The sequence below is a fragment of the Methanobrevibacter sp. genome (assembly GCF_030539875.1).
Lineage (GTDB): Archaea > Methanobacteriota > Methanobacteria > Methanobacteriales > Methanobacteriaceae > Methanocatella.
On sequence record NZ_JAUNXI010000014.1, the window covers coordinates 23,975 to 44,750 of the forward strand.

Annotated in this window: 24 protein-coding genes and 2 tRNA genes; 8 read left to right on the forward strand and 18 right to left on the reverse strand. The window is 33.9% G+C overall.

The features are described from left to right. Positions 1 to 197: 197 nt before the first annotated feature. From Q4Q16_RS06590 to Q4Q16_RS06600, 3 genes are read right to left on the reverse strand one after another with little or no spacing between them, the layout of a single operon-like run. Complete coding sequence (locus Q4Q16_RS06590; RefSeq protein WP_303346927.1) at positions 198 to 1,478, reverse strand: oligosaccharide repeat unit polymerase family protein; 1,281 nt, start codon at positions 1,476 to 1,478, stop codon at positions 198 to 200. Positions 1,479 to 1,491: 13 nt separating this feature from the next. After that, positions 1,492 to 2,265 carry an adhesin gene (locus Q4Q16_RS06595; RefSeq protein WP_303346928.1) on the reverse strand — a complete coding sequence of 258 codons (774 nt, stop codon included), beginning with the start codon at positions 2,263 to 2,265 and terminating at the stop codon, positions 1,492 to 1,494. Positions 2,266 to 2,273: 8 nt separating this feature from the next. After that, entirely contained in the window at positions 2,274 to 2,441 is a 168-nt protein-coding gene (locus Q4Q16_RS06600; protein ID WP_303346929.1) for a 4Fe-4S binding protein, read from the reverse strand. Positions 2,442 to 2,595: 154 nt separating this feature from the next. Between Q4Q16_RS06600 and Q4Q16_RS06605 the strand changes: the two genes are divergently transcribed. Both Q4Q16_RS06605 and Q4Q16_RS06610 read left to right on the forward strand, forming a co-directional pair. Then, positions 2,596 to 2,678: transfer RNA gene (locus Q4Q16_RS06605), tRNA-Leu, on the forward strand. Between the two features lie 41 nt (positions 2,679 to 2,719). Beyond that, positions 2,720 to 2,792: transfer RNA gene (locus tag Q4Q16_RS06610), tRNA-Thr, on the forward strand. 7 nt (positions 2,793 to 2,799) lie between these two features. Here the strand turns inward: Q4Q16_RS06610 and Q4Q16_RS06615 are convergent. The 7 genes from Q4Q16_RS06615 to hmd all read right to left on the reverse strand — a co-directional run bounded on the left by Q4Q16_RS06615 (position 2,800) and on the right by hmd (position 8,139). Then, positions 2,800 to 3,360: a UPF0254 family protein gene (locus Q4Q16_RS06615; RefSeq protein WP_303346930.1), complete on the reverse strand. Its 561-nt coding sequence runs from the start codon at positions 3,358 to 3,360 to the stop codon at positions 2,800 to 2,802. Then, complete coding sequence (locus Q4Q16_RS06620) at positions 3,353 to 4,003, reverse strand: hypothetical protein (protein ID WP_303346931.1); 651 nt, start codon at positions 4,001 to 4,003, stop codon at positions 3,353 to 3,355. Before Q4Q16_RS06620 ends, Q4Q16_RS06615 begins: the two co-directional genes overlap by 8 nt. Before the next feature lie 9 nt (positions 4,004 to 4,012). Next, positions 4,013 to 4,708, reverse strand: coding sequence for a Nif3-like dinuclear metal center hexameric protein (locus tag Q4Q16_RS06625; RefSeq protein ID WP_303346932.1), 696 nt, complete (start codon positions 4,706 to 4,708; stop codon positions 4,013 to 4,015). Beyond that, entirely contained in the window at positions 4,709 to 5,494 is a 786-nt protein-coding gene (locus Q4Q16_RS06630) for an SAM-dependent methyltransferase HcgC family protein (protein WP_303346933.1), read from the reverse strand. Between the two features lie 3 nt (positions 5,495 to 5,497). Further along, entirely contained in the window at positions 5,498 to 5,977 is a 480-nt protein-coding gene (locus Q4Q16_RS06635; RefSeq protein ID WP_303346934.1) for a DUF3236 domain-containing protein, read from the reverse strand. 24 nt (positions 5,978 to 6,001) lie between these two features. Beyond that, a complete protein-coding gene (gene hmdB / locus Q4Q16_RS06640) occupies positions 6,002 to 7,000 on the reverse strand; it encodes a 5,10-methenyltetrahydromethanopterin hydrogenase cofactor biosynthesis protein HmdB (RefSeq protein ID WP_303346935.1) in 999 nt (332 codons plus the stop codon). 125 nt (positions 7,001 to 7,125) lie between these two features. Beyond that, the gene (gene hmd, locus Q4Q16_RS06645) at positions 7,126 to 8,139 is read right to left on the reverse strand and encodes a 5,10-methenyltetrahydromethanopterin hydrogenase (RefSeq protein WP_303346936.1); all 1,014 of its coding nucleotides are present in this window, start codon (positions 8,137 to 8,139) and stop codon (positions 7,126 to 7,128) included. A gap of 376 nt (positions 8,140 to 8,515) precedes the next feature. Here hmd and hmdC point away from each other — a divergent pair, with 376 nt between their 5' ends. From hmdC to Q4Q16_RS06660, 3 genes are all read left to right on the forward strand, one after another. Beyond that, on the forward strand, positions 8,516 to 10,012 hold the full coding sequence (gene hmdC, locus Q4Q16_RS06650) for a 5,10-methenyltetrahydromethanopterin hydrogenase cofactor biosynthesis protein HmdC (protein WP_303346937.1): 1,497 nt from the start codon (positions 8,516 to 8,518) through the stop codon (positions 10,010 to 10,012). A gap of 83 nt (positions 10,013 to 10,095) precedes the next feature. After that, on the forward strand, positions 10,096 to 10,965 hold the full coding sequence (locus tag Q4Q16_RS06655) for a hypothetical protein (RefSeq protein WP_303346938.1): 870 nt from the start codon (positions 10,096 to 10,098) through the stop codon (positions 10,963 to 10,965). A 9-nt stretch (positions 10,966 to 10,974) separates the two neighbouring features. After that, positions 10,975 to 11,859, forward strand: a complete 885-nt coding sequence (locus Q4Q16_RS06660; protein WP_303346939.1) for a PhoU domain-containing protein — start codon at positions 10,975 to 10,977, stop codon at positions 11,857 to 11,859. 23 nt (positions 11,860 to 11,882) lie between these two features. On the opposite strand, the gene Q4Q16_RS06665 is transcribed toward Q4Q16_RS06660, so the two are convergent. Genes Q4Q16_RS06665 through Q4Q16_RS06695 form a run of 7 tightly spaced genes read right to left on the reverse strand, consistent with a single transcriptional unit; the run spans position 11,883 to position 16,342 of the window. After that, positions 11,883 to 12,725, reverse strand: coding sequence for a fumarate hydratase (locus Q4Q16_RS06665; RefSeq protein ID WP_303346940.1), 843 nt, complete (start codon positions 12,723 to 12,725; stop codon positions 11,883 to 11,885). Positions 12,726 to 12,774: 49 nt separating this feature from the next. Next, on the reverse strand, positions 12,775 to 13,014 hold the full coding sequence (locus tag Q4Q16_RS06670) for a 4Fe-4S binding protein (protein ID WP_303346941.1): 240 nt from the start codon (positions 13,012 to 13,014) through the stop codon (positions 12,775 to 12,777). A gap of 9 nt (positions 13,015 to 13,023) precedes the next feature. After that, entirely contained in the window at positions 13,024 to 13,524 is a 501-nt protein-coding gene (locus Q4Q16_RS06675; protein ID WP_303346942.1) for a 4Fe-4S dicluster domain-containing protein, read from the reverse strand. Positions 13,525 to 13,535: 11 nt separating this feature from the next. After that, positions 13,536 to 14,402, reverse strand: coding sequence for a pyruvate synthase subunit PorB (gene porB / locus Q4Q16_RS06680; RefSeq protein WP_303346943.1), 867 nt, complete (start codon positions 14,400 to 14,402; stop codon positions 13,536 to 13,538). 2 nt (positions 14,403 to 14,404) lie between these two features. Then, the gene (gene porA / locus Q4Q16_RS06685) at positions 14,405 to 15,550 is read right to left on the reverse strand and encodes a pyruvate synthase subunit PorA (RefSeq protein ID WP_303346944.1); all 1,146 of its coding nucleotides are present in this window, start codon (positions 15,548 to 15,550) and stop codon (positions 14,405 to 14,407) included. A gap of 13 nt (positions 15,551 to 15,563) precedes the next feature. Further along, on the reverse strand, positions 15,564 to 15,806 hold the full coding sequence (gene porD / locus Q4Q16_RS06690; RefSeq protein ID WP_303346945.1) for a pyruvate synthase subunit PorD: 243 nt from the start codon (positions 15,804 to 15,806) through the stop codon (positions 15,564 to 15,566). A 14-nt stretch (positions 15,807 to 15,820) separates the two neighbouring features. After that, complete coding sequence (locus tag Q4Q16_RS06695) at positions 15,821 to 16,342, reverse strand: pyruvate ferredoxin oxidoreductase subunit gamma (RefSeq protein ID WP_303346946.1); 522 nt, start codon at positions 16,340 to 16,342, stop codon at positions 15,821 to 15,823. Between the two features lie 287 nt (positions 16,343 to 16,629). On the opposite strand from Q4Q16_RS06695, the gene Q4Q16_RS06700 reads away from it, so the two are divergent. Beyond that, on the forward strand, positions 16,630 to 18,234 hold the full coding sequence (locus Q4Q16_RS06700) for a dihydropteroate synthase-like protein (protein WP_303346947.1): 1,605 nt from the start codon (positions 16,630 to 16,632) through the stop codon (positions 18,232 to 18,234). Between the two features lie 2 nt (positions 18,235 to 18,236). Here Q4Q16_RS06700 and Q4Q16_RS06705 read toward each other — a convergent pair whose 3' ends face one another. Next, positions 18,237 to 18,641 carry a hypothetical protein gene (locus Q4Q16_RS06705; protein WP_303346948.1) on the reverse strand — a complete coding sequence of 135 codons (405 nt, stop codon included), beginning with the start codon at positions 18,639 to 18,641 and terminating at the stop codon, positions 18,237 to 18,239. A gap of 119 nt (positions 18,642 to 18,760) precedes the next feature. On the opposite strand from Q4Q16_RS06705, the gene Q4Q16_RS06710 reads away from it, so the two are divergent. Both Q4Q16_RS06710 and Q4Q16_RS06715 read left to right on the forward strand, forming a co-directional pair. Then, positions 18,761 to 19,615, forward strand: a complete 855-nt coding sequence (locus Q4Q16_RS06710; protein ID WP_303346949.1) for a MoxR family ATPase — start codon at positions 18,761 to 18,763, stop codon at positions 19,613 to 19,615. 1 nt (position 19,616) lies between these two features. After that, the gene (locus Q4Q16_RS06715; RefSeq protein ID WP_303346950.1) at positions 19,617 to 20,771 is read left to right on the forward strand and encodes a VWA domain-containing protein; all 1,155 of its coding nucleotides are present in this window, start codon (positions 19,617 to 19,619) and stop codon (positions 20,769 to 20,771) included. The last annotated feature ends 5 nt before the right edge of the window (positions 20,772 to 20,776 follow it).

Consider the following 20,776-nt stretch of genomic DNA (forward strand, 5'->3'; position numbering starts at 1 on the left):
TTACTATGATAGTATTATTTTTATTTTTTTTACAAATGTCAAGTTATTTGCATGTTTTATAGAAAACTATTTATTATATAGCTCCCTTTTTCAACTTGACATAAATATTTAAGGTTAATTTATATATATAAATGTTATTAAAGTAATACAAATTTGTATTATTCGCTATTTTAGTAATACTTTTTTTAAAAAATAGTTCAGGATTCTGATTTTATGATGTTTGTTAAATAGATTAAAATGGCGGCTGTAAAGTAAAATAAAACCTGAATGTCTAAAATTCCAGTTTCAATTCCGAGAATTGAGTATGTTAAAATTAAGCTGTAAAGCCCAATATAAAAATAATCTTTAGTTTTTTGCATTATTTTAAATCCAACACCTAAAATAAATCCTAAAATGCACATTTCCACAAACACTCCAACTTTTCCAAAATCAATTACCATTTGTCCAATAAGTGTTGGAGTAATTGTAACTTCGCTTCTCCATGCAATTAATTTTCCAACCATCATTCTTGGCCCTAATTCACTTCCTGGAATTGAACTTGCTAAAAGCTGACCGTGGGCTATACCAAAGTTTCCGCTGATAAAATCAAGTAAATTTAAAACATGCAATGTAAAATCCGCTCTTGATTGCAGGGAATACAATGGGCTGGTTGAGGAAGTTATTGTCATTTCGCCCAGTGAACGAAAATAACCTATTCCAACTATTGCACATACACCAATTGCCGCACCAATAACGACTTCCCACGCTGAAATGATATTTCCATAGAAACCTATCACAATTATTATGAGAAATGCTGCAAGTAGTGGTGTCCTATAACCTAAAAGCAATAAAAATCCACAAGCAAGAATGAGTAAAAATGCGAATCTGAATCTGGCTTGTGAACGGGTTATGATGTTGTCCTGATAATCTTTTAGATATGAAGATGCAACTAAACATATTCCGGGTATAATTAAAAATACAGGCATTGTAAGTATAGGCTTTAATAAATATCTAATTGAGGGTTTTAAGAGAGGGATTCCTCCAACAGATGCAACACTTACAAAGAAAAATACAATGCTCACCAGAATTAAACAAAATCCGATAGAATAAATGTCTCTTTTTTCGAATTTTAAAATATTCTGATTAGCTGCATTGAAAAAATATTTTGGAAATATTGAAGATCCAATAAAAAACGCCATAAATCCCAAAAGTAATGTAATAACCAAACTTGATGATGGGGAATTTAGGGATAGCAGTAGAAATGCTGCAAACAAAAGCAAAACGATTAGCGGATTAAAAAGATGATGTTTTACAATCTGATTTTTATTTAAAAATTTTAAAAAGTCCTCATCAGGATATAACTTTTTAAAATAGCTGTTAACCCATTGATTTTCTATAAATTCTAAAATAGAAAAGATTATTGTAAATAAAAAGGATTTGTGAAATTCATCACTAATCCTGTTTATTATTGCAGTTAACTTGGAATAAATAATGCTCATACATTTACACAACTTAGAATTTTCTTATATTAATAACGTCGTAGTTATTTTTAATCTGATCCAGCTGACTGTCGCTGCAATTGTAGACTCTGATTGTGATCTCGTCGGTAAGTCCGTTGATGTTGCCTAAAACGGAATTGGCATAGTCAAGTGTTTGTCCATTTGCGTTTTCAAGTATTATGCTATTGCCCAATCCACTGTTTGGTGTTTTGATAGCTAATCTTTTATCATTTGAATTGATTATATTTGTTATTTCCTGAATTTCCATTAAATCAAAAGAATCAAGTGTAACTGTTGTAGATATCTCAAAGTCGGCACCGGATAAGTTTTTATTCAGGTCATTTATTGTTTGGATTTTTTCCGGGCTGGCTTTAACCTCTACTAAGTTTTCATATTTGCTTCCATCGGTTTCAAGTGAAATTTTATCCACATAAACGTCTGCTTCAGGAATGCTTTTGTATAATCCAACTAAATAGCTTGTCTTATTGTCTTCAATAAGTATCTTAACGTCGGTTCCACCATTATTTCCAATCCATTTTACAGTACCGTTTACTGTCACTTTCTCTCCATCGCTTGCATTAAAACCGTCAACGACTGCTTTTACAATATATCCGTCTTTATAATAATTTGAATAAGTGTCTGGGATTTTATTGATTGTAGATGCATCGAATGCTGTTTTTTGGATTTCTGATGATTCGTCTGTTGTAATATGTATAAATGCAAAAGCTATTGCACCTATAACTAAAATGATTAATATATAATCAATTATGGTAAATTTTTCCTTCATGTTAAAACCTAATCTTCATAAATAGCGCCGACCGGACAAACATCAACACATTCGCCGCAGTTATCGCATTTTTCAGCATCAATAATTACTGTGTAAGCTTTTCTTTCAATTGCTTCTTCTACACATACATCGATGCAATCTTCACAAACTCCACATTCTTCCATATCGATTTTCAATTAATACACCATTTTTATTATTTTAAAAATATATTTATATTATATATTTAAATAGTTTGTTACTCAATAGTATTTTGTAGTTTTAATATTTTCATAGTAACTTGTCAAAAAAGGTAAGATTTATATACTATGAAGATAAACATTATTATTGTATGCAAGGGTGCCCGAGCGGCCAAAGGGGGAGGACTTAAGATCCTCTGGTATAGGCCTTCGAGGGTTCGAATCCCTTCCCTTGCACTATTTTACAATTTTTAGAATTTTTACTGATTCCTGACAGCGCCTTAGTGGCTCAGCCGGTAGAGCGCCACCTTGGTAAGGTGGAAGTCGGGGGTTCGAATCCCCCCTAAGGCTTTCTAAACTATTTTTTTATAATTTCAACATTTTCTAAAGAGTTTATTTTGTCAAAATTATTGTTTAAAAGAAGTAATGTTATTTCTAAGGCTTTTTTAATTCCTGCTTCTGACCGCTTATAGAGATGTCTGCTGTTTAATTCATTTAAATCTGCATAAATGTCGGTGGTGGTTATTATTTCATATTCATTATTAATAATTGCTATTGCTCCATGGCCAACACCTGCTGTGGTTCCAATAGCTATATCACAATCGCTTAAGTTTTTAACGGCTTCCGCCATAATTTTGCTGACTTTTTTATCTCCAGTTTCGTCATAAACCTTTATTCCCTTAATTAAATTGTCAGGTTCGGGGGGGTTTCTCACATTTAATATTTTCTCAACGGCTTCAATTGTTGGAATAAATAAACTGCAGGTCACGCTAAGTTCACCATAATCAAAATCTCCATATTCTTTTGGGTCTTTAATATACTCCCTTCCGAAATAGCCCTTATAATTTTGAGCTAATGCATGCAGTTCCCTTCCGATTTTTCCCTGAGTAAAACATTCGGCTGTAGCTATTTTAATCATTTTTATCTCTTAATAATTTTAGTGAACTTATTGTAATTATTTTTGCAACTTCATCTAATGTATATGGTGTTACAGGTTCGCCATCTCTGATTAATTTGTTTGTTGTTAAAATTAAATGGTCTTTTGTAATTCCCTGAGCTCTCAGCTCTTCAACTGCAGGGTTATTATTGTCGTATTGGGAAATATCTTTTATTACAATATCTTCATTTCCAAATCCGAATATTCCTGCTGTACCTATTGTTTTTGCACCTCTTTTTTGTGCATGTTTAATTATTTTGGCCGCAGTAGGTATTGTGTTGCCTCCTGCAATAACAATAATCACAACATCCCCTTTAATCAAATCTAAATTTTCGCTGCCAATATACTCGTTGTGACTTTCTATTTTTCGGTATTCCTCGTCATGTGTGCATAGTCTCTTTATGAAATCCGGTTTTCCCTCATCAATTTCAGCCCCGTAAAGTGTAAAAAGCACATCTCCTCCGGATATCTTCTGTCCATCAAATGCACCTATTATTTTCGGACCTCCTCTATGAACCTGCATCAGGTTAATAGCTATCCGTAATCCTAATCTTCCACATCCAATTAAGTCTATCCTGCCTTGGGGAACCTGTTTATCTTCCATTTTTTGTATTGCGTCTGCCATTTTTATCACTTATATTTGTTCAATCGGCCTTTTATCAATAACCTCAACATTGATGTCAAGCTCTTCTAAAAGTTCGGATAATTGGTATAATCCAGGAATTTCACTTTCGTGATGGCCTAAATCAATTAAAGGGATTTTCAGATTTTTTGCAAGAATTGCAGTTTCATGTGTTAAATCGCCTGAAATTAACAAATCCAATTCTTTTTCTTTAGCCAGTCTGATGTAATCCGGATTTTTAAGGCCAAATCCTGATATGACTCCAATTTTATTTAGCTGCATATTGTCATTTAATTTATTTACAGTCCGGACATTTTCAAAATTATCTGAAACTATTTCCTTCAACTGTCTGAATGTAAAATTTGTTTTACAAATTCTTCCGATATTTGTTTGCTTATCAAATATATCAACGACATCTAATTTCAATTTTTTTGCCAGAGCATCATTTGCCCCTCCATCAACAATGTCCCAGTTTGAATGAATTGTGTAAGTGGATGTTTTGGGAGCAAATAATGGGGGGTGATGTGTAATGACTAAAGTGCCTGTGCTGTAAGTGTCATCTTCAGGCAGCAGGTCCATGTAAATTTTAATGGAGCCAACATCTTGATTTGCATCATATTCTCCTGCAAAACCAATGTTGTCATGAGGCAATGCGAAAGTTTCGGGTATTTTTTTGTTTAAAAAACAGGCTATATCTTTAAGTCTCATTTAAATCATTTCAGATTTTATTCTATCCAGTTCATAATAAATAAGCTCGTCACAGTCAAAAGGATTGATTGTAGATACTTTAAATGCGGATTTATCTGTTAGTTTTACAAACTTATTAATATTTTTCTCTTTAAAAATAACTTCTTCAAAAAATCCCATTTCACAGGCACTATACAAAATTCCTTCTTTGTTGAAGCAGCTGTTCAGCACATTATTTAAAATACCTATTGTTAAGGTCATTGTTCCTGAAGTTTTTGTATTAATTCCTTTTGTTTTTATAATGGCTTTGTGTATTGCATTTGCTGCATTCAACCGTTCATGAATGTTATTCTTATCTTTTAATAATTTATCATTGTCTTCAGCTATCGGATCTTCGATTATGAAAGTATTTACATTAAATTTTGATGATTGCTCAGCAGTAATGCCTCCAAATCCTGTTGTGTCAATAACAACTTCTCCAGTGTAAATCAGATTCAAATCCGATGAAAAATTAACTTTATTTTTAAGTTTTCCTCCGATAGAAGTATACAATAACTGTTCTAAATGAGGATAAATATCAACTAATAAAATATTATTATATTTTTCACTTAATTTTTTAACTATCCCCACGCCTGTAAAATATGTTCCGATAACTATTATTTTGGTGTCATTGTCAAGATTCAACTTTTCTAAATAGCTATATACGGCTTGTGATTTTTCACATATTATTTCATTAAAAATATCTATTAATCTTGTTTTGGATTTGAGCGTAAGCACTTCAGAAGTAATTCCCACATCAACATTCATTTTTTAGCCTTCTTTATTGAATCCAATTTTTTCCAATGCTTCACATGCCTCTCTGTAAACTGCCTGTTCTATTGTTTTTTTATGAATCAGATGTGAAGGTGATGTTCCGCAGGTTAAAATTCTTCCTTTATTGTCTATAAAAATAAGTAGTGATCCGGAACCCGGTATGCCTAATCTGCCTCTTGCAATTATTAAATCTGCATCACTTTGGTCTAATGCCATGTATGCCTTTGCAAGAGCAGGAATTCTGCTTGTATCTGCAGAATTTGTATTGATTTGAAGTATTTTTGCTTGAGGTAGGTTATATTCATTTAAAACTTTGTTTAACACTTCAACTTTGATTCCATTTTTATTTGGGATATATACTTTCTTAGCATTTTTTATATAGTCTTGAATCTCCCGTATTTCTTCAAGGGTATCTCCAAATCTGGAGTTATTTCTAGATTCTTCAAATGCATTATGTATCATCTTTTCAAATGCCATAATATCATATCTCAAATATGATGATTAAATAGTTTGAGGTATCAGTCCCAGTTTTTCAATCACATTAACTACTTTATTGTAATTTCCGTATTCCGGTGCACCAACGCCTTTCACTTCATGGGGGTAGTTGTCTGCAATGACGGTGGCTAAATTATTCGCACCTGCTTTTAGTGAAAACTCCACATTTTCAGGACCAACAGTTGGAGTGGGCATTGTAATTCTAATGTTTGGATACATTATGCGGGTAACTGCAACGATTTTCAGCTGCTCTTTTAATGGGAATGGTTTTTCATTTGCCATAGGAGTGTCCTCATATGGATTAAAACCCATAATCGGAATTTCCTCTAGGGTTTTAAAGTTACTTAAATAACGCAGGTGTTTTAATCTGTCTTCAACGCTTTCCCCAATTCCTAAAAGCAATCCTGAAGACAATCCTATTCCTGCATCGCTTATGCGTTTACAAGTTAAAATTCGATGATTTAGTGAATCACCAGGTTTTCTTTTAGAAAATACCTCTTCGTTAATTGTTTCTAAGTTACAACAAATGGTATCTACGCCTAATTCTCCTAATTCATTTATGGATTTTTTAGTTAAATCTCCACCAACATTAACCAGAATTTCCAAATTGGAGTTGCTTTTAACTATTTTGCATGCATTAACTACCTGCTTGCCTTTATAACCGTATCCTCCGGAGCAGCTTACACGGGGAATGCGTGCTTCTTTTATGGATTCAACAGCATTAAGAATTTCTTCGTTTGATTTATAAAAAGCATTATAATATCCTTTTTTGGATGTTTTCTCTGCAAATCCGCAATATTCGCATCTAGGTTGTATCTGACATTTGTTTGTGACATGTATTGTGGATGTTAATTTAATTGTTTTTGATTCCTGGCTTCTTATTTTTGCAGCTGTATCAAATAACTTTTGCATGTCTTCGTCATTATTTATATTTAATAACTCTAAAAATTCATCATCAGTTAAATTTTTTCCCTGTTCTGCTTTTATTAAAATTTCATCAATCATACACATCCCTCTTTATTATTCGCTTTAAAAATAGGATTTAACTTATTTTTTAATAGTTGATTTCGCAGCGATTAAGAAATAAGTTAAAAAAATTGTTGGAATTAACCAACAATTAGTTAACTTGTTTATTTGTCTTTACCTAAGTAATCTAATACGGTTGGGACAATTTCGGATAATGAACCGAAGTTCATTGAGTCAGCAGTACCTAATAATGCTGCTGGGTTTAAAGCATCATCCATTTTGTCAATACCTTCATCTTGCATTAATGCAGTTACTTGGGTTAAAGCTTCGTTAGCCATCATTTGTGCAAATCCTGCAGGTGCTCCTAAAATTTGAGTTACGGTGTCTCTGTAAGCTAAAATACCTGCATAGGTAATTGCAGTTACTGCAGAACACATGTCACATACTGGACCTACCATGTTTGCAGGTAATGTGAATGCGGATCCTCTTGCTTTTTGACCTAAGTCCATTAATGTGTCAATGGATGCTTGGTCAGCAAAACCTTCTGCGATGTAAACTTGTCCTTTCATTTCAGGTACAGCACCGGGGTGGTAGGAAGCTACATTTACATTGGTTCCTAAGTCCTCGAAGATTTTGTTTAATCCGGTAGTTGGAATGGTACATGCATGAGTTACGATTGCGCCTTCTTTAATGTTGTCAGCAAATTTTTCGATAATGGCCGGTTGCATTCCACCTTCTGGTAACCAGGTCATTACCCAGTCAGCATCTGCAACAGCTTCACAATCATCAGTAGTAATTTTCATTCCTAAATCTTCAGGGTGAGTAAAGTGAATAGCTCCTTTGGATGGTTTAGGAACAGTTTCAGCTAATTCTGCTACTTTTGCTCTAATTGCAGGCATTACTTCTTCAGGGTTTCCAGCTTTGTGTGCAGCAATTACTTCAGAGTAATCGAAGTCATCTACAACTGTGAAATCTCCGTCAAAAGTTGGATCAGATACGACAATTTCATCTACTCCAGCTAATTCTAATAACTCAGCACCCATTTCGATGGTTGAGTGAGTCATTGAAATGTTTTCTTTTCCGGTAAGTTCTGCAACTTCACAAGCTCTTGAGAAGTTTGTAATTCCTGCTGCTGCATGAGTTCTGTAACATCCTGCACCTAAAATTGCTACTTTCATTTTTTTATCTCCTTTATTTTAAATATTCTTTTTCTAATTTCTATTTTTCTGAAAGATTCTTACTACAATGCTTTTTAAGGGTATGTATTTTTTTGTTGTTTTGACCTATTTTCTATAGTTGTTAAAACATGTAGTAATATTTTTTATTAAATTTGTGCTACTATTTAAATCTTTATATTTGTCTTTAAACTAGTATTACTTTTTTTATCATATCTGTTTTTTAGTAATACTTGTATTAACTTTTTCTTTATATGAATAAAATAGTATTACTTTTGCTTTTTCTATTTAATCGGATTTAAACTAATATAAATCAAAAAGTTTTTATCTGATAATTTTACTTAAATATATTTAGAATTTGATGTGGAGGATTCTTTTCATGTACGATTTAATTAAAGATGCAGTTCACGATGATGCTGCTGCAGTTGAAATATCAAAAATGGATAAAGATGTGGGTTCTGTTGTTGATGCAATATCTGAACTTTCATTGGAAGAGACTATGAAATTGGGGATGCGTTTTAAAAGGTTTCCTTTGGGATGCGATTTAACAGAAGTTGTTGTTGGAACCTGCGCATCTGATTTGGAATTGGTTGATTTATTGGGTAACTGCCGATTGGCCGACATGATTGGTGCACCTATTCATATTTGCGCTTACGCTTTTTCAGACATTGGCGAAAAATTTGGAATGACTGGTCTTGAAGTAATGAAAAAGGTTCATGAAATTGTCGATGTTCCTCTTGACTTGGATCATTTTGGTGAAAATGGTGCTATGAGACTTCCAAAAAACATCACAGGATGTGGTGGGGAATGCTATAATAAAGGTCCAGTATTTACAGAATGCCCTCGCGGGAGAATTCATGAACGTTTAATCAACAAAGAACTGGAACAGAAAATGGATAAGAATGATTGGGTTAAATTATCTTCTTCAGTTGCGGTTAATGTTTCATCAGAACAGACAGGTGAAGCTCATGCAGCTCCATTAAGAGAGGCTAAAGATATTGCGGATTTGGCTAAAGAATACGGTAAAGGTTTAGAGTCAATCATGTTTGTTGGAGATGGATATGAAGAAGTAATAGTCGGCTTTGAGAAATCCATTGAACTTGGTGCTGATGTTATTGTTGTTGAAGGAGGACCGTTCAACAGATGCGAAAACGCTACTGAAGGATATGCAAAAACAATCGCCGCTGCAAGAATACTGTCTCCGGGCAAAGTTGTTGCAACCAACGGAGCTTATGAAAATGAAGTTAGGGCAGGTCTTAGAACAGGTTTAAATATGGTCATAACAGGATTTCCTAAAAATCATCACGGGTATATGTGTGGTTATGAACCTGGAACTGCAAGAAGAGGAAAATTTGGCCTTCCCCGTGTAATTCAGATAATTAATGAGGAGTTTCCAAACAGGGGGCTTCCTGCCCAGAAACATGATTTGCTTGCAATAGCCACTGCTGTAAAATTTGCAGGTTCAGATAACATTTATCCTAATAAGATAGGATCATATCATGTAGGTGATGCTCATTGGGCAACATTGGTTAATTCAAGAATGTATCAGAATATTGAATTAAAACACACCTTAAACGATGTTGTCAACTTAACTGAAGGAAATACTGTTTCCTTACATGGCGGAAGATTTATTTCATGGGTGCTTGCCAAAGAATTAGACAAGCATGTCGATGAAATTATTATTTCTGATGTGGATAAATGGGTATTGGACAATACTGTTAACAATCTGCAGGATGAACTAAATGCTACAATCATTCCTGAAAGTGATGATAAGGTCGCATCGAGCCAGGCTGATTTTTCCATAGCATCATCAACCATGATTCCGGTTAAAGAGAATATTTTGAAAAAAGTACCTAATGCCCTGACTATTGTTTAAATTTTCCTTAAAGTTTAAATTTATTAAAAATAAATAATATTATGATATTGTTTATTTTTTAATTAAATTTTTTAAGGTGAATTATGAACTATAAAAAAATTGTATTGGTCGGTTGTATTTCAGCATTTGTTGCTATTCTAACCTCAATTATGGGTGTTGCTGGTACAATTATTGGTTCGGTTATTTCTTCTGTTCTTTATAATATGCTTACTGAGGCATTGGAAGCTCCAATTGGACAAGCAACATTCAGCAGAAACTTTGAATGGGAAATTGCATACATATTTCCAATTGTTGTAATTGCATTAATTCAGCTGCTTTTGATTGCCGCTTTATTATCTGAAGTGGGCATATTGCCTTACACTTTTTTAAATGCATTTTTATCACTCCAACACTTTGCGGATAATAATTTATACAGGGTTTTAGGATTGGCATTAATTGTTATGAGCGTTTATCCATTGGTGTTAAAACCGGATATTATTAAAAAATCAAATGGTGCGGTTATTGCATTTGTTGGTTTGATATTTTTAGCAAGAGGATTTGTTGATCTTCAAAACAGCATTACACAAATCTATGATGGAATATTTTCATTGTTTGATTTGCCGATAGCTATTCTTGCTTTTCTATTGTTATGTGTGGTAATAGGCAGTATAGTTGTTTCAGCAAGAAACGCTGAGAAAGAATATAAAGTGATTAAACACAATATCAACAGGGAAGATTTTAAGAGATCCAATGTTGGAAAAACATATCATTCCAAAAAGCACAGTGATTTCGATTATGCTGATAAAAGGAATAGTGTAAGACGAACACATCAAAAAATCAACAAGTCTAAGAAAAACATTGAAAATGATTCCGAGATTAAATTTAAAAGCAGTGTTGGTAATAAATCAAGGATAAACAAATCTTCCGACAGCATTCATTTTGAATCTAATGATTTATTGGACGATTATAAATGATGGGATACAATGAGTAAAAAAGATAAAACGTTGAAGGGGATTTTGGATATTATTTTGTATGAAAATCCTTCAACTCAGGATGAAATCGCAGAGAAGTTAGGAATAACTCGCCGTTATGTTACTCAATTGCTGCAACCTCTTGTAAAGGAAGGAACTGTAAAAAGAGCTTATATGATAGATTTAAAAAGCTATGAGAAAATTGCAGAATCTCTAAGCGATTATGTCAGTTTTCATGAAACAAAAGGTAATGTGATTGTTACAGACATGATTTCAAACATGGCAAAACATGTCCACTCCCAGCTTGAAGTTTCATTTGATGCTGTTTTGGAACATGACATGGAAAAAGCAAACAAGGCTTTGGAAATGGATTTTGCCACTAATAATATGGTTGAAAAAATCAGAACTTCCGTTGAAACAATTGTCAGTATGAACAAACATTCTGAAATTGCCAAATCCATGCTTTATAATGAAGTTGCTTATGATTTGGAACGTATTGGCGATTACTGTGGCCATATTGCAAAATTTGTAATTAATGATGTTTATGAAATTGAGGAAAATGCATTAAAAAAATTAAAAAATATGTATAATTTAGCTCAAAAAATGATTAATCTGGCGGTCATGGCTTTCATTGAAGGAAGAACTGATTTAAAAGATGATCTGATGGAATTGCAAGAGGCCATTCATATTATTCAAACTAAAGCCATTAATCTAATTGCCGAACAGATGGCTGAAAATTCATTTGATGAAAAAGAGCGTTCAAATTACTTTATTTATTTATTCAGAGTAATCAAAGCGTTTAAAAGAATGGGGGATATTTCTGTTGAAATCATGGATGTTTCAATCGAGTTCCATAATAACATTCCTAGATCCACCACTCCGAGAACCTTTAGATAAAAAGCAATTAGATTTGAGATAATCTAATTGTCATGTATTCTTGTTGTTGCATGTCTGTCGGCCCAACATTGCACGCAAACACCAATAGGTAATCCTGCAGTATGTGTGTGGGCTTTTAATATTTTTACATCCAGGCAGGTTGTTTTTCCACCAAGACCCATCGGTCCAATTCCAGAATTGTTGATTTCTGTTAGAATTTCCTCTTCAAGTTCAGCTATTTTCGGGTCGGGATTTCTCTCACCAACTTTGCCGAGCAATGCCTTTTTACCAAGTTTTAAACATAAATCTGATGTTCCTCCAATTCCGACGCCAATAACTGTTGGAGGGCATGGTTTTCCTTTAGCTTTAAGAACAGATTCAACTACAAATTCCTTAATGCCGTCAATTCCTTCAGCCGGAAGAGCCATTTTCAATGCGTTGTTGTTTTCAGAACCGAACCCTTTTGGCAATATTGTTATTTCAAGGTAATCTTCGTCAATTAGTTCAATATCAATCGGAGGAATGTAATCTCCAATGTTGATTTTTGTATTTTCTCTTGTTAGCGGATCAACAATATTTGGCCTAATCGGAATTTCTTCAGTTGCTTTTTTAATTCCTTCTTCAATTCCTTTGCGCAGATTTTCAACTTCCACATTACCTAATTTTACAAAAACCACCGGCAGTCCTGTATCCTGGCACATTGGAATTTGTTTTTCTTCAGCAAGCTCGGTATTTTTTAAAATAGCTTCAATATTTAGCTTTGCAAGTTCATGTTCTTCGCTTTTAAGAGCATTTTCAAGTGCTTTTTTTACATCATTTCCCAAAACGATAGCTGCTTTTTTGTAAAGTTCATAAACAGCATCTTTAATAACATCTTCAGTAATCAAAATAAAACCCTATAAAAGTTAATTAATCTTATTTTTGATTTTAAGATATTTAAATTTTAATTACATTAATCGGGCAAACTTCAACACAATCCCTGCATTTTGTGCATTTTTCTCTATTGACTGTTATGGCACCACCCAAAACCTCGATTGCGTCTTCCCTACAAGCTATCAAACATGGTGCATTTGATGGTTGGCAATGCATACAAAATAAGACGGGAGTGTCAACGGTTGGTGTTTGTTGACAACTTCCGCATGTTGTACAATTAGTACAGTTTCCTAATTCATACATAATTCTTTATTATTCGTCTAAAACAAGTCTTGCCCTTGCCTGACTTGTTATCACGTGGACAAAACCGCCCTTATTGCTGGCAGGTTCATATAATCCGGACATCTTAGCAAGGTATTTTTCCTGATTTTTAGCCCGAACTTTTTCCGGATCAGCAACACTGATGGCTCTTTTAGTACATGCTTTTATACATGCAGGTCCTTCTTCTCTATCAGCACAGAGGTCGCATTTTTCAGCAACTTTGGATTTGAAAGTCATTGCACCAAATGGACAAACCATTACACATAATCCGCAACCAATACATTTTTCAGCATTAACTCCTTCATCGGTAATCGCTTCTGTTGGACAGATTTTTATACAAGGCGCACTTTCACAATGTTGACATACAATGGAATAAAAGGTAGAATCATGTTCTATAATTTTTATCCTACTAGCATTATGTATTGATGCACACATGTTTTCACAATTAAGGCATCCATCACATGTATTGCTATTTACAAGAATACTTTCCATTGGTTTTCCTCCTATAATCCTAATTCTTTACACTCTGCGTCTACAAATTTTTGGATTTTTTCAATGTTTTCATCATCTAGGTGTTTGAATCTTTTTTGTACTGACAAATACTCTTTTACAGGTTTTCTCTCTTCAGGCCTGTATGTGATTTCGAAGTTTCCATGGTCAATTTCATATAAAATCCATGATCCGGTTTCCACTGCCAATCTTCCAACTTCAATGGTTTTTTCAGATGGGAATCCCCAACCAGTAGTACATGGTTGTTGTAAGTGTATGTATGCAGCTCCTTTAGTTTCTGCTGCTTTTTTAACTTTTTTAACAAAGTCTTCAGGATATGCAATAGATGCAGTAGCTACATATGGAATTCCATGAGCCGCCATAATCATTGGCATATTTTTCTTAGGTCTGTCTTCTCCAAAACTCGCATTTCCTTTTGGTGAAGTGGTGGTACTTGCACCGAACGGTGTAGCTCCACTTCTTTGGATACCTGTGTTCATGTATGCTTCATTATCATAACAAATGTAGAGCATATTGTGTCCTCTTTCCATAGCTCCGGATAATGATTGTAAACCTATGTCTACAGTTCCTCCGTCCCCACCGAAAGCAACCACATTAACATCCTCTTTTCCTTGGATTCTCAATGCACTTTCCACACCTGATGCTACAGCTCCAGAGTTTTCAAATGCAACGTGCATGAATGGAATTTCCCATGAAGTTTCAGGGTATGGGGTGGTCATAACTTCAAGACAACCAGTAGCAGAAATAGCTACAGTATTTTTGCCTAATGTATTAAGAGCTAATTTTACACCAATTGATGCTCCACAGCCTGCACAGCCTCTGTGTCCCGGTGCTAATAAATCTTTATCTGGTATATCCATGTCTATTCCTCCTTAAGTCCAATCCATGTAACCTCTTGTTCAGGTGATTTGGTTTTCTCATAAATTTCCAAGATATAATCTGGAGTTATGTCTCTTCCACCTAAACCTGCAATGAATCCATAGATTTCTTTATCAATTTTAACTTTCAAATCAGCATAGAGAGCTCCGCCAATTCCAAATGTGAAGTTTTTATCAATGACTGCTAGTTTTTCACAATCTTTAACAGCTTCTTTAATTTCTTCAACAGGGAATGGTCTGTATGCTCTAATTTTAAGCAAACCTACTTTTTCGCCTTTTTCTCTTAATTCATCCACCATTACTCTAAGAGTACTGCAAAGTGAACCCATTGCAACAAAGATAATTTCTGCATCTTCGGTTTTGTATGTTTCAATAAGACCATATTCTCTTCCGAAGATTTCTGCAAATTCATCACAAGTTTTCTGAATTACTTCAACTGAGTTATTCATTGCAATTTCCATGTCATGTCTTGCTTCGGTATAGTACTGAGGATCAGCAAAGTTACCTATTGACATTGGTTCATTCGGATCAATGAAGCAGTGTTCTGGAACATATTTAGGTAAAAATTTATCCACACTTTCTTGATCCGGAATTTCTACAGGCTCTACGGTGTGAGTTAAAATAAATCCGTCTAAACATATCATTGATGGAAGTAAAACATCAGAATTTTCTGATATCTTATAAGCCATTAAAGTAGCATCTAATGCTTCCTGAGCATTTTCAACATAAATTTGCAACCATCCTGCATCTCTTTGTGCAATGGAATCTTGCTGGTCGTTCCAAATGTTTAATGGTGCGGAAATTGCTCTGTTTGCATTAGCTAAAACTATAGGAGTTCTCATACCTGCAGCAGCATATAAAATTTCATGCATTAACATTAATCCTTGTGAAGATGTTGCTGTAAATACTCTTACTCCAGCACCACTAGCTCCAACAGCAGCACTTATTGCGCTGTGTTCAGATTCTACTTTAACATATTTAGCATCAATTTTTTCATCAGCAACATATTGTGCTAAGTACTCAGAAATTGTAGTTTGCGGAGTAATTGGATAAACGGGAATAACTTGTGGTTTAGCTAATCTTACAGCTTCTGCAACTGCTTTGTTTGCTGTCATTACTTCTTTTATCATTAAATCACTCTCTTTATTCTTTTACCATTTCAATTGCATCGGAAGGACATTCGTATGCGCAAATTCCACATCCTTTGCAGTAATCGTAATCTATATCATGTTGTTTATTTACACTGGAATCTGGACAGAATATAATACAGTTGTCACAATCAATACATTTTTCTTTATCTAAAATCGGTTTGAATGTTCTCCAACTTCCAGTTTTGTTATTTCTACTATTACCGGGGGTTTTAATTACACAGCCTATACTTACCATTATATTCACCCTTTTTATCCCATATCATAAGCTTTTTTAGTAGCTTCCACGTTTAATTCTCCAACTTTTCCAGGGAAGGTTTCTCTAATCACTTCAAGTAATGATTCAATACTTACGACTTGGGTTTTTTTAGCAAAATATCCTAAAATGATAGTGTTTACTATATTGCGTCCCAACATGTCTAATGCAATTTTGGTTGCATCAATATTGTGTACGTCATGTTTTCCACTACCTTCAAAACTTTCAGTATTAATTATAACTTCCGCTTCATCTTTAATTCCTGAAAAAACATCTGCTACATTTAATAATCCATCATCCAACACTAACACATAGTCAGGATTGTAGATTTGATATCTCAATGAGATTGGTTCATCATCAATTCTTGTAAACGCCATAACTGGAGCTCCTCTACGTTCAACTCCAAAGAATGGAAAAGCTTGAGAATATTTGCCGTCTTTGAATGCTGCCTTTGCTAAAATTTCAGCAGCGGTTACAGCTCCCTGTCCTCCTCTTCCATGGAAACGAATTTCAATCATTAATTTTTCCTCCATTTATTTATCATGTATAATCATTATAAATTCTAAAATATATAAATTTTATGTTAACTTTCATTGAATCTGTTCCTTTTAAATTTATTTATTTTCTATTGTTCATTATTTTAAATTTTTATTATAATTTTTCTCATGTTTGATTCATTTTATTATATAATTTTTAAATATTTAATTATTTGTTGGACTTAATTAATTTATAATTCATTAAAAGAATTAATATAATAATAATTATTAAATAATATAATATATTGAGAGGTCAGTTGGGATTTATCATGAAAGTTTTGATTATCACTGGAGAATTAGCATATCCTTTAATTAAAGAAGTTGTTTCAAAATCAAAAGAAGATATAATTGTACATGTTGCAGACAATACTCAAGTTGCTGCATTTTTAACTCCTAGACAAATTATTAAGGAAATAAAAACTTGCTTTTCAAATCAATTAGATGAAATTGATATGATTCTGGTTCCGGGATTGATTAAAAAAGGGACAAAAGAAATTACAAAAGAAATTGGAATTCCAACTTTTAAAGGTTCTACCGACGGCGCTGATCTTGCAATGGTTTTGAATTTAATAGGTTCTATAGAATTGTCTGAAGATAAACCTGCCGATAAATTAATAGAGGAAGAAAAACGAAAAGAAGCGATTAAATTTATTGAGGAATTTGAAAATGATAAAGAAAATATCGAAAAGCTTCTCAAAAAACCGAATAACATTTTAATTAAAAATCTCCCAGTGGGTGAAGACTTTCCAATGAGAGTATTGTCTGAAATTGCTAATGCCCCATTTTTATCTAAGGAGGCATTGATTAACAAATGCCAGTATTTTGTTGATTCGGGAGCGGACATGATTGATATTGGAATGGCTGCCGGGGAGGACTTTTCAGATAAAATTCCGGAATTGATAGAAACCCTGCGTCCGATTGTTGGAGATAGGCCCTTAAGTATTGATACACTGAACTCCAAGGAAATAAAAGTTGCGGCTGAAAATGGAATTGATTTTGTTTTGAGTTTGGATTTGGGAAACAATTCCGAAGTTAAGGAAATACTAAAAGAAAAGGGTATTCCTGCTGTTTTGCTCCCAACTAATTTTTCACAAGGTAAATCTCCGAAATCTCCTGATGAGCGGGTTGAGGCAATGCATCAACTAATAAAAGACACTGAAGGTTTAAAATATGTTGCAGATTTAATTTTGGATCCGGTTAACAGTTCAAGCATTGTTGAATCGATTATTGCATGTCATGAATTTCATAAAGTCAATCCTGCGCCAATGTTTTTCGGTGTTGGAAATGTTACTGAGTTAATGGATGCCGATTCTGGAGGTGTGAATGTTCTTTTAGCAGGTATTGGTATGGAACTTGGTGTCAGCATATTGTTCACTCCAGAAGAAAGCGGAAAAACAAGAGGCAGCGTTTATGAGTTAGCTACTGCATCTAAAATGATGTTTCTTGCAAAACACAGAAAATCTATTCCAAAAGATTTGGGCATTAACTTGGTCGCTTTTAAGGACAAACATAAAAGAAATGATATTATATTAAATGAACTTGATGGAATTCCTGAAACAATACAGGATAAACCGATGAAATTCATTAAAGACAGGGCGGGCAGTTTTAAAATCAATGTTGAGTATGGAACCACTGTTGGCGATAGCAGAATTACTGCCACTCATTTTAAGAAAAACAAACCCGAACTTGTAATTGCAGGAAGCTGCGCTCGCGAAATATATGAAGAAATAATTACTCAAAATTTGGTTAGCAGGATGGAACACGCTGCATATTTGGGGTCTGAACTAAAAAAAGCAGAAATCGCAATGATTACTGGAAAAGAATATGTTCAGGATTTTGAATTATTCAAAAATCCTGACGAGTTTAAAGAATAGATTTATTCAAAATCAGCAGGGTCACCTGGAGTGTCCTGGCCAGCTCCTGGATTGGATGGTTCCGGTTCTGGAGTTGGTTCCGGGCTTGGTTGTGGTTCAACACTGCCTCCGCCTTGACCTGATCCTCCGCTTCCACTTGATCCGCCACTGCTGATACTGCTACCTCTACTGGATCCGCTACTATAATCACCGCTAGAACTGGAACCTACAATACCAGTATCATGGGTCGAGCCTGAATCAGTTGATGTATCATTAGCTGTGAGATTAGTAGTATTGTTTAAAGTAGTATTGTTGGTTTCATTTGCAGTATTAAATGAAATTCCATTACTGCTAATTACAAAAGCAATAGCGCCTGCAATTATAATCAATATCACTAATGCAATGATGATCACATTTTCAGTTTCCATATTTTACCTCCTTATTAAATATATTATAAAACTATTAATACTTATATTATTACACAAACTTTAAATAAATTTAGATTAAATCATATTTTATAATAAATAAATTTCAGAAGGTTTAAGAATTGCAAGTTGAAAATATTAGTATTAAAGATATTGATAAAAGTCTTTTAGATGCGAATTATGTTTCAAATAATGAAATTTCAACTACATTATACTTGTCTTTTTTACTTGGAAAGCCAATGCTTATCGAAGGACCGCCAGGTGTTGGAAAAACAGAATTTGCAAAAGTAGTTGCAAAAACTTTTGAAAGAGACTTTTTCAGGATTCAATGTTATGAAGGAATTACTTTTGAACAAATTGTCGGTGAATGGAATTATCAAAAACAATTGCTTCATCTGGAAGCTGCTAGAAATGATTCAAACCGTGAAGAGAAATTATTTGATGAAGAATTTTTCATAAGAAGACCTTTGCTTAATGCTTTTTTAAATGAAAAGGCATCCGTATTATTAATAGATGAAATTGATAAGGCTGATGAGGAAGTGGAAAGTTTTTTACTTCAGGCATTGGGAGAACAGGAAATAACCATCAATGATTTGGGCACTTTCCATTTACAGAATGACTTGATAGTAATTTTAACCTCTAATTCTCAGAGGTCTTTACTTGATGAAACAAAAGACAGATGTTTATTTTTATACATTCCATACCCTACAATCGAACGTGAAATCGAAATTGTCAAGTCAAAGTTGCCTCATGCAGATGATAATATCATATCTCATATAGTCAAATTGGTCCATGAGATACGCAATCTCAATTTAATGAAAAAACCGTCTGTTAGGGGTACTGTTGACTGGGTTCAGTCTGTTACTAATTTGGGAACTAAAAATCTTGACAAGTCTCTCGAAGACAGTATCGGTGTAGCTATTAAAAACGAAAGTGATAAAAAAAGAGTTGTAAAAGACATTTTTAATAAAAGATAAGATGATTACTAAAATTGCAACCTTGTCATCACAGCTAAGAGAAAAAGGACTGTCAGTAAGTGTTAGAAGCACTCAGGCCGCTGTGAGAATTTATGAGGAATTTGGTGAAGAAGATAGGAATTTACTTAAAACCGCATTAATGGCAGTTTATGTCAAAGACAGATTTCAGATTCCCGATTTCAATAAAGTTTTTGATGAAGTTTTTTCCATCCGGCCAAAGTTAGAAACTCCTGATGAACTTAAAAAAAGCAAAGCATATCTGGGGTCTGGACCTAAATCAAATAAATATGTTATTAAAAAACAGGGGAGCATGGCTCAAAAAGTCCAAAAAGAAAAGATTACCAATGATAAATTGAGAATGCTTTCAGGCCAGCCCCTGCTCGATGAGGTTAAAAAACTGGAACGGGATGGGGAGCTAATGAATAAAGATTTGACAAAACTTAATCGTTTTGACCCCCGCATGCTTGAAATTTGCCAGAGATTAGGTAAAAGAATAGCCAATAAACGTTCAAGAAGAAAAGCTAAAACAAGTCATAATAATATAGATATCAGAAGAACTATTAGAGCCAATTTAAAATATGGTGGAGTTCCCTTTGAACTTGTAAAGGCAAAACCGAGGCCCCATAAAAATGAACATTTATTCTTAAATGATATTAGTGGGTCATGCGAATGGATCAGCAGCTGGTTTTTCATGCTTATGTTTTCAGCTCAAACAGCATTTAAAAGATCAAGAACTTTTGAGTTTGATAATAAAGTGATTGAAACCACCGATGCTTTAAAAGAGGAATATCTCATTGATTCATTTATTAAAGTTAAAGATTTGCGAGTTAAGAATTTAATGGTTCACGGCACTTCCGATATGTATTCGGCATTTAAAAGTTTCCAGGAAAAAGCCAATATTAACAATAAATCTTATGTGATTATCTTATCAGACTGTCGTGACTGGGCAGGACCAAAGGTAAATGGTGTTCCGGCCAGTGTAGACATTATAGAAGAAATGGCAAGGGATTGCAAAAAACTTATAATTTTAAACCCTGAAGATAGAAATAAGTGGGACATAGTTGACAGCTGTGTTTCATTATATGAAGAAGCAGGAGCGCAGGTATTTGAAGTTAATACTCTAAACCAGCTTGCACATTTTGTAGAACAGATGTAGGTAGT

What these genes read in the sequence shown, in the direction of transcription:
- Q4Q16_RS06590 (WP_303346927.1), bottom strand. Translation starts at nt 1,478, where the DNA reads ATGAGCATTATTTATTCCAAGTTAACTGCAATAATAAACAGGATTAGT.
- Q4Q16_RS06595 (WP_303346928.1), bottom strand. Translation starts at nt 2,265, where the DNA reads ATGAAGGAAAAATTTACCATAATTGATTATATATTAATCATTTTAGTT.
- Q4Q16_RS06615 (WP_303346930.1), bottom strand. Translation starts at nt 3,360, where the DNA reads ATGATTAAAATAGCTACAGCCGAATGTTTTACTCAGGGAAAAATCGGA.
- Q4Q16_RS06620 (WP_303346931.1), bottom strand. Translation starts at nt 4,003, where the DNA reads ATGGCAGACGCAATACAAAAAATGGAAGATAAACAGGTTCCCCAAGGC.
- Q4Q16_RS06625 (WP_303346932.1), bottom strand. Translation starts at nt 4,708, where the DNA reads ATGAGACTTAAAGATATAGCCTGTTTTTTAAACAAAAAAATACCCGAA.
- Q4Q16_RS06630 (WP_303346933.1), bottom strand. Translation starts at nt 5,494, where the DNA reads ATGAATGTTGATGTGGGAATTACTTCTGAAGTGCTTACGCTCAAATCC.
- Q4Q16_RS06635 (WP_303346934.1), bottom strand. Translation starts at nt 5,977, where the DNA reads ATGGCATTTGAAAAGATGATACATAATGCATTTGAAGAATCTAGAAAT.
- hmdB (WP_303346935.1), bottom strand. Translation starts at nt 7,000, where the DNA reads ATGATTGATGAAATTTTAATAAAAGCAGAACAGGGAAAAAATTTAACT.
- hmd (WP_303346936.1), bottom strand. Translation starts at nt 8,139, where the DNA reads ATGAAAGTAGCAATTTTAGGTGCAGGATGTTACAGAACTCATGCAGCA.
- hmdC (WP_303346937.1), top strand. Translation starts at nt 8,516, where the DNA reads ATGTACGATTTAATTAAAGATGCAGTTCACGATGATGCTGCTGCAGTT.
- Q4Q16_RS06655 (WP_303346938.1), top strand. Translation starts at nt 10,096, where the DNA reads ATGAACTATAAAAAAATTGTATTGGTCGGTTGTATTTCAGCATTTGTT.
- Q4Q16_RS06660 (WP_303346939.1), top strand. Translation starts at nt 10,975, where the DNA reads ATGAGTAAAAAAGATAAAACGTTGAAGGGGATTTTGGATATTATTTTG.
- Q4Q16_RS06670 (WP_303346941.1), bottom strand. Translation starts at nt 13,014, where the DNA reads ATGTATGAATTAGGAAACTGTACTAATTGTACAACATGCGGAAGTTGT.
- Q4Q16_RS06675 (WP_303346942.1), bottom strand. Translation starts at nt 13,524, where the DNA reads ATGGAAAGTATTCTTGTAAATAGCAATACATGTGATGGATGCCTTAAT.
- porB (WP_303346943.1), bottom strand. Translation starts at nt 14,402, where the DNA reads ATGGATATACCAGATAAAGATTTATTAGCACCGGGACACAGAGGCTGT.
- porA (WP_303346944.1), bottom strand. Translation starts at nt 15,550, where the DNA reads ATGATAAAAGAAGTAATGACAGCAAACAAAGCAGTTGCAGAAGCTGTA.
- porD (WP_303346945.1), bottom strand. Translation starts at nt 15,806, where the DNA reads ATGGTAAGTATAGGCTGTGTAATTAAAACCCCCGGTAATAGTAGAAAT.
- Q4Q16_RS06695 (WP_303346946.1), bottom strand. Translation starts at nt 16,342, where the DNA reads ATGATTGAAATTCGTTTCCATGGAAGAGGAGGACAGGGAGCTGTAACC.
- Q4Q16_RS06700 (WP_303346947.1), top strand. Translation starts at nt 16,630, where the DNA reads ATGAAAGTTTTGATTATCACTGGAGAATTAGCATATCCTTTAATTAAA.
- Q4Q16_RS06705 (WP_303346948.1), bottom strand. Translation starts at nt 18,641, where the DNA reads ATGGAAACTGAAAATGTGATCATCATTGCATTAGTGATATTGATTATA.
- Q4Q16_RS06715 (WP_303346950.1), top strand. Translation starts at nt 19,617, where the DNA reads ATGATTACTAAAATTGCAACCTTGTCATCACAGCTAAGAGAAAAAGGA.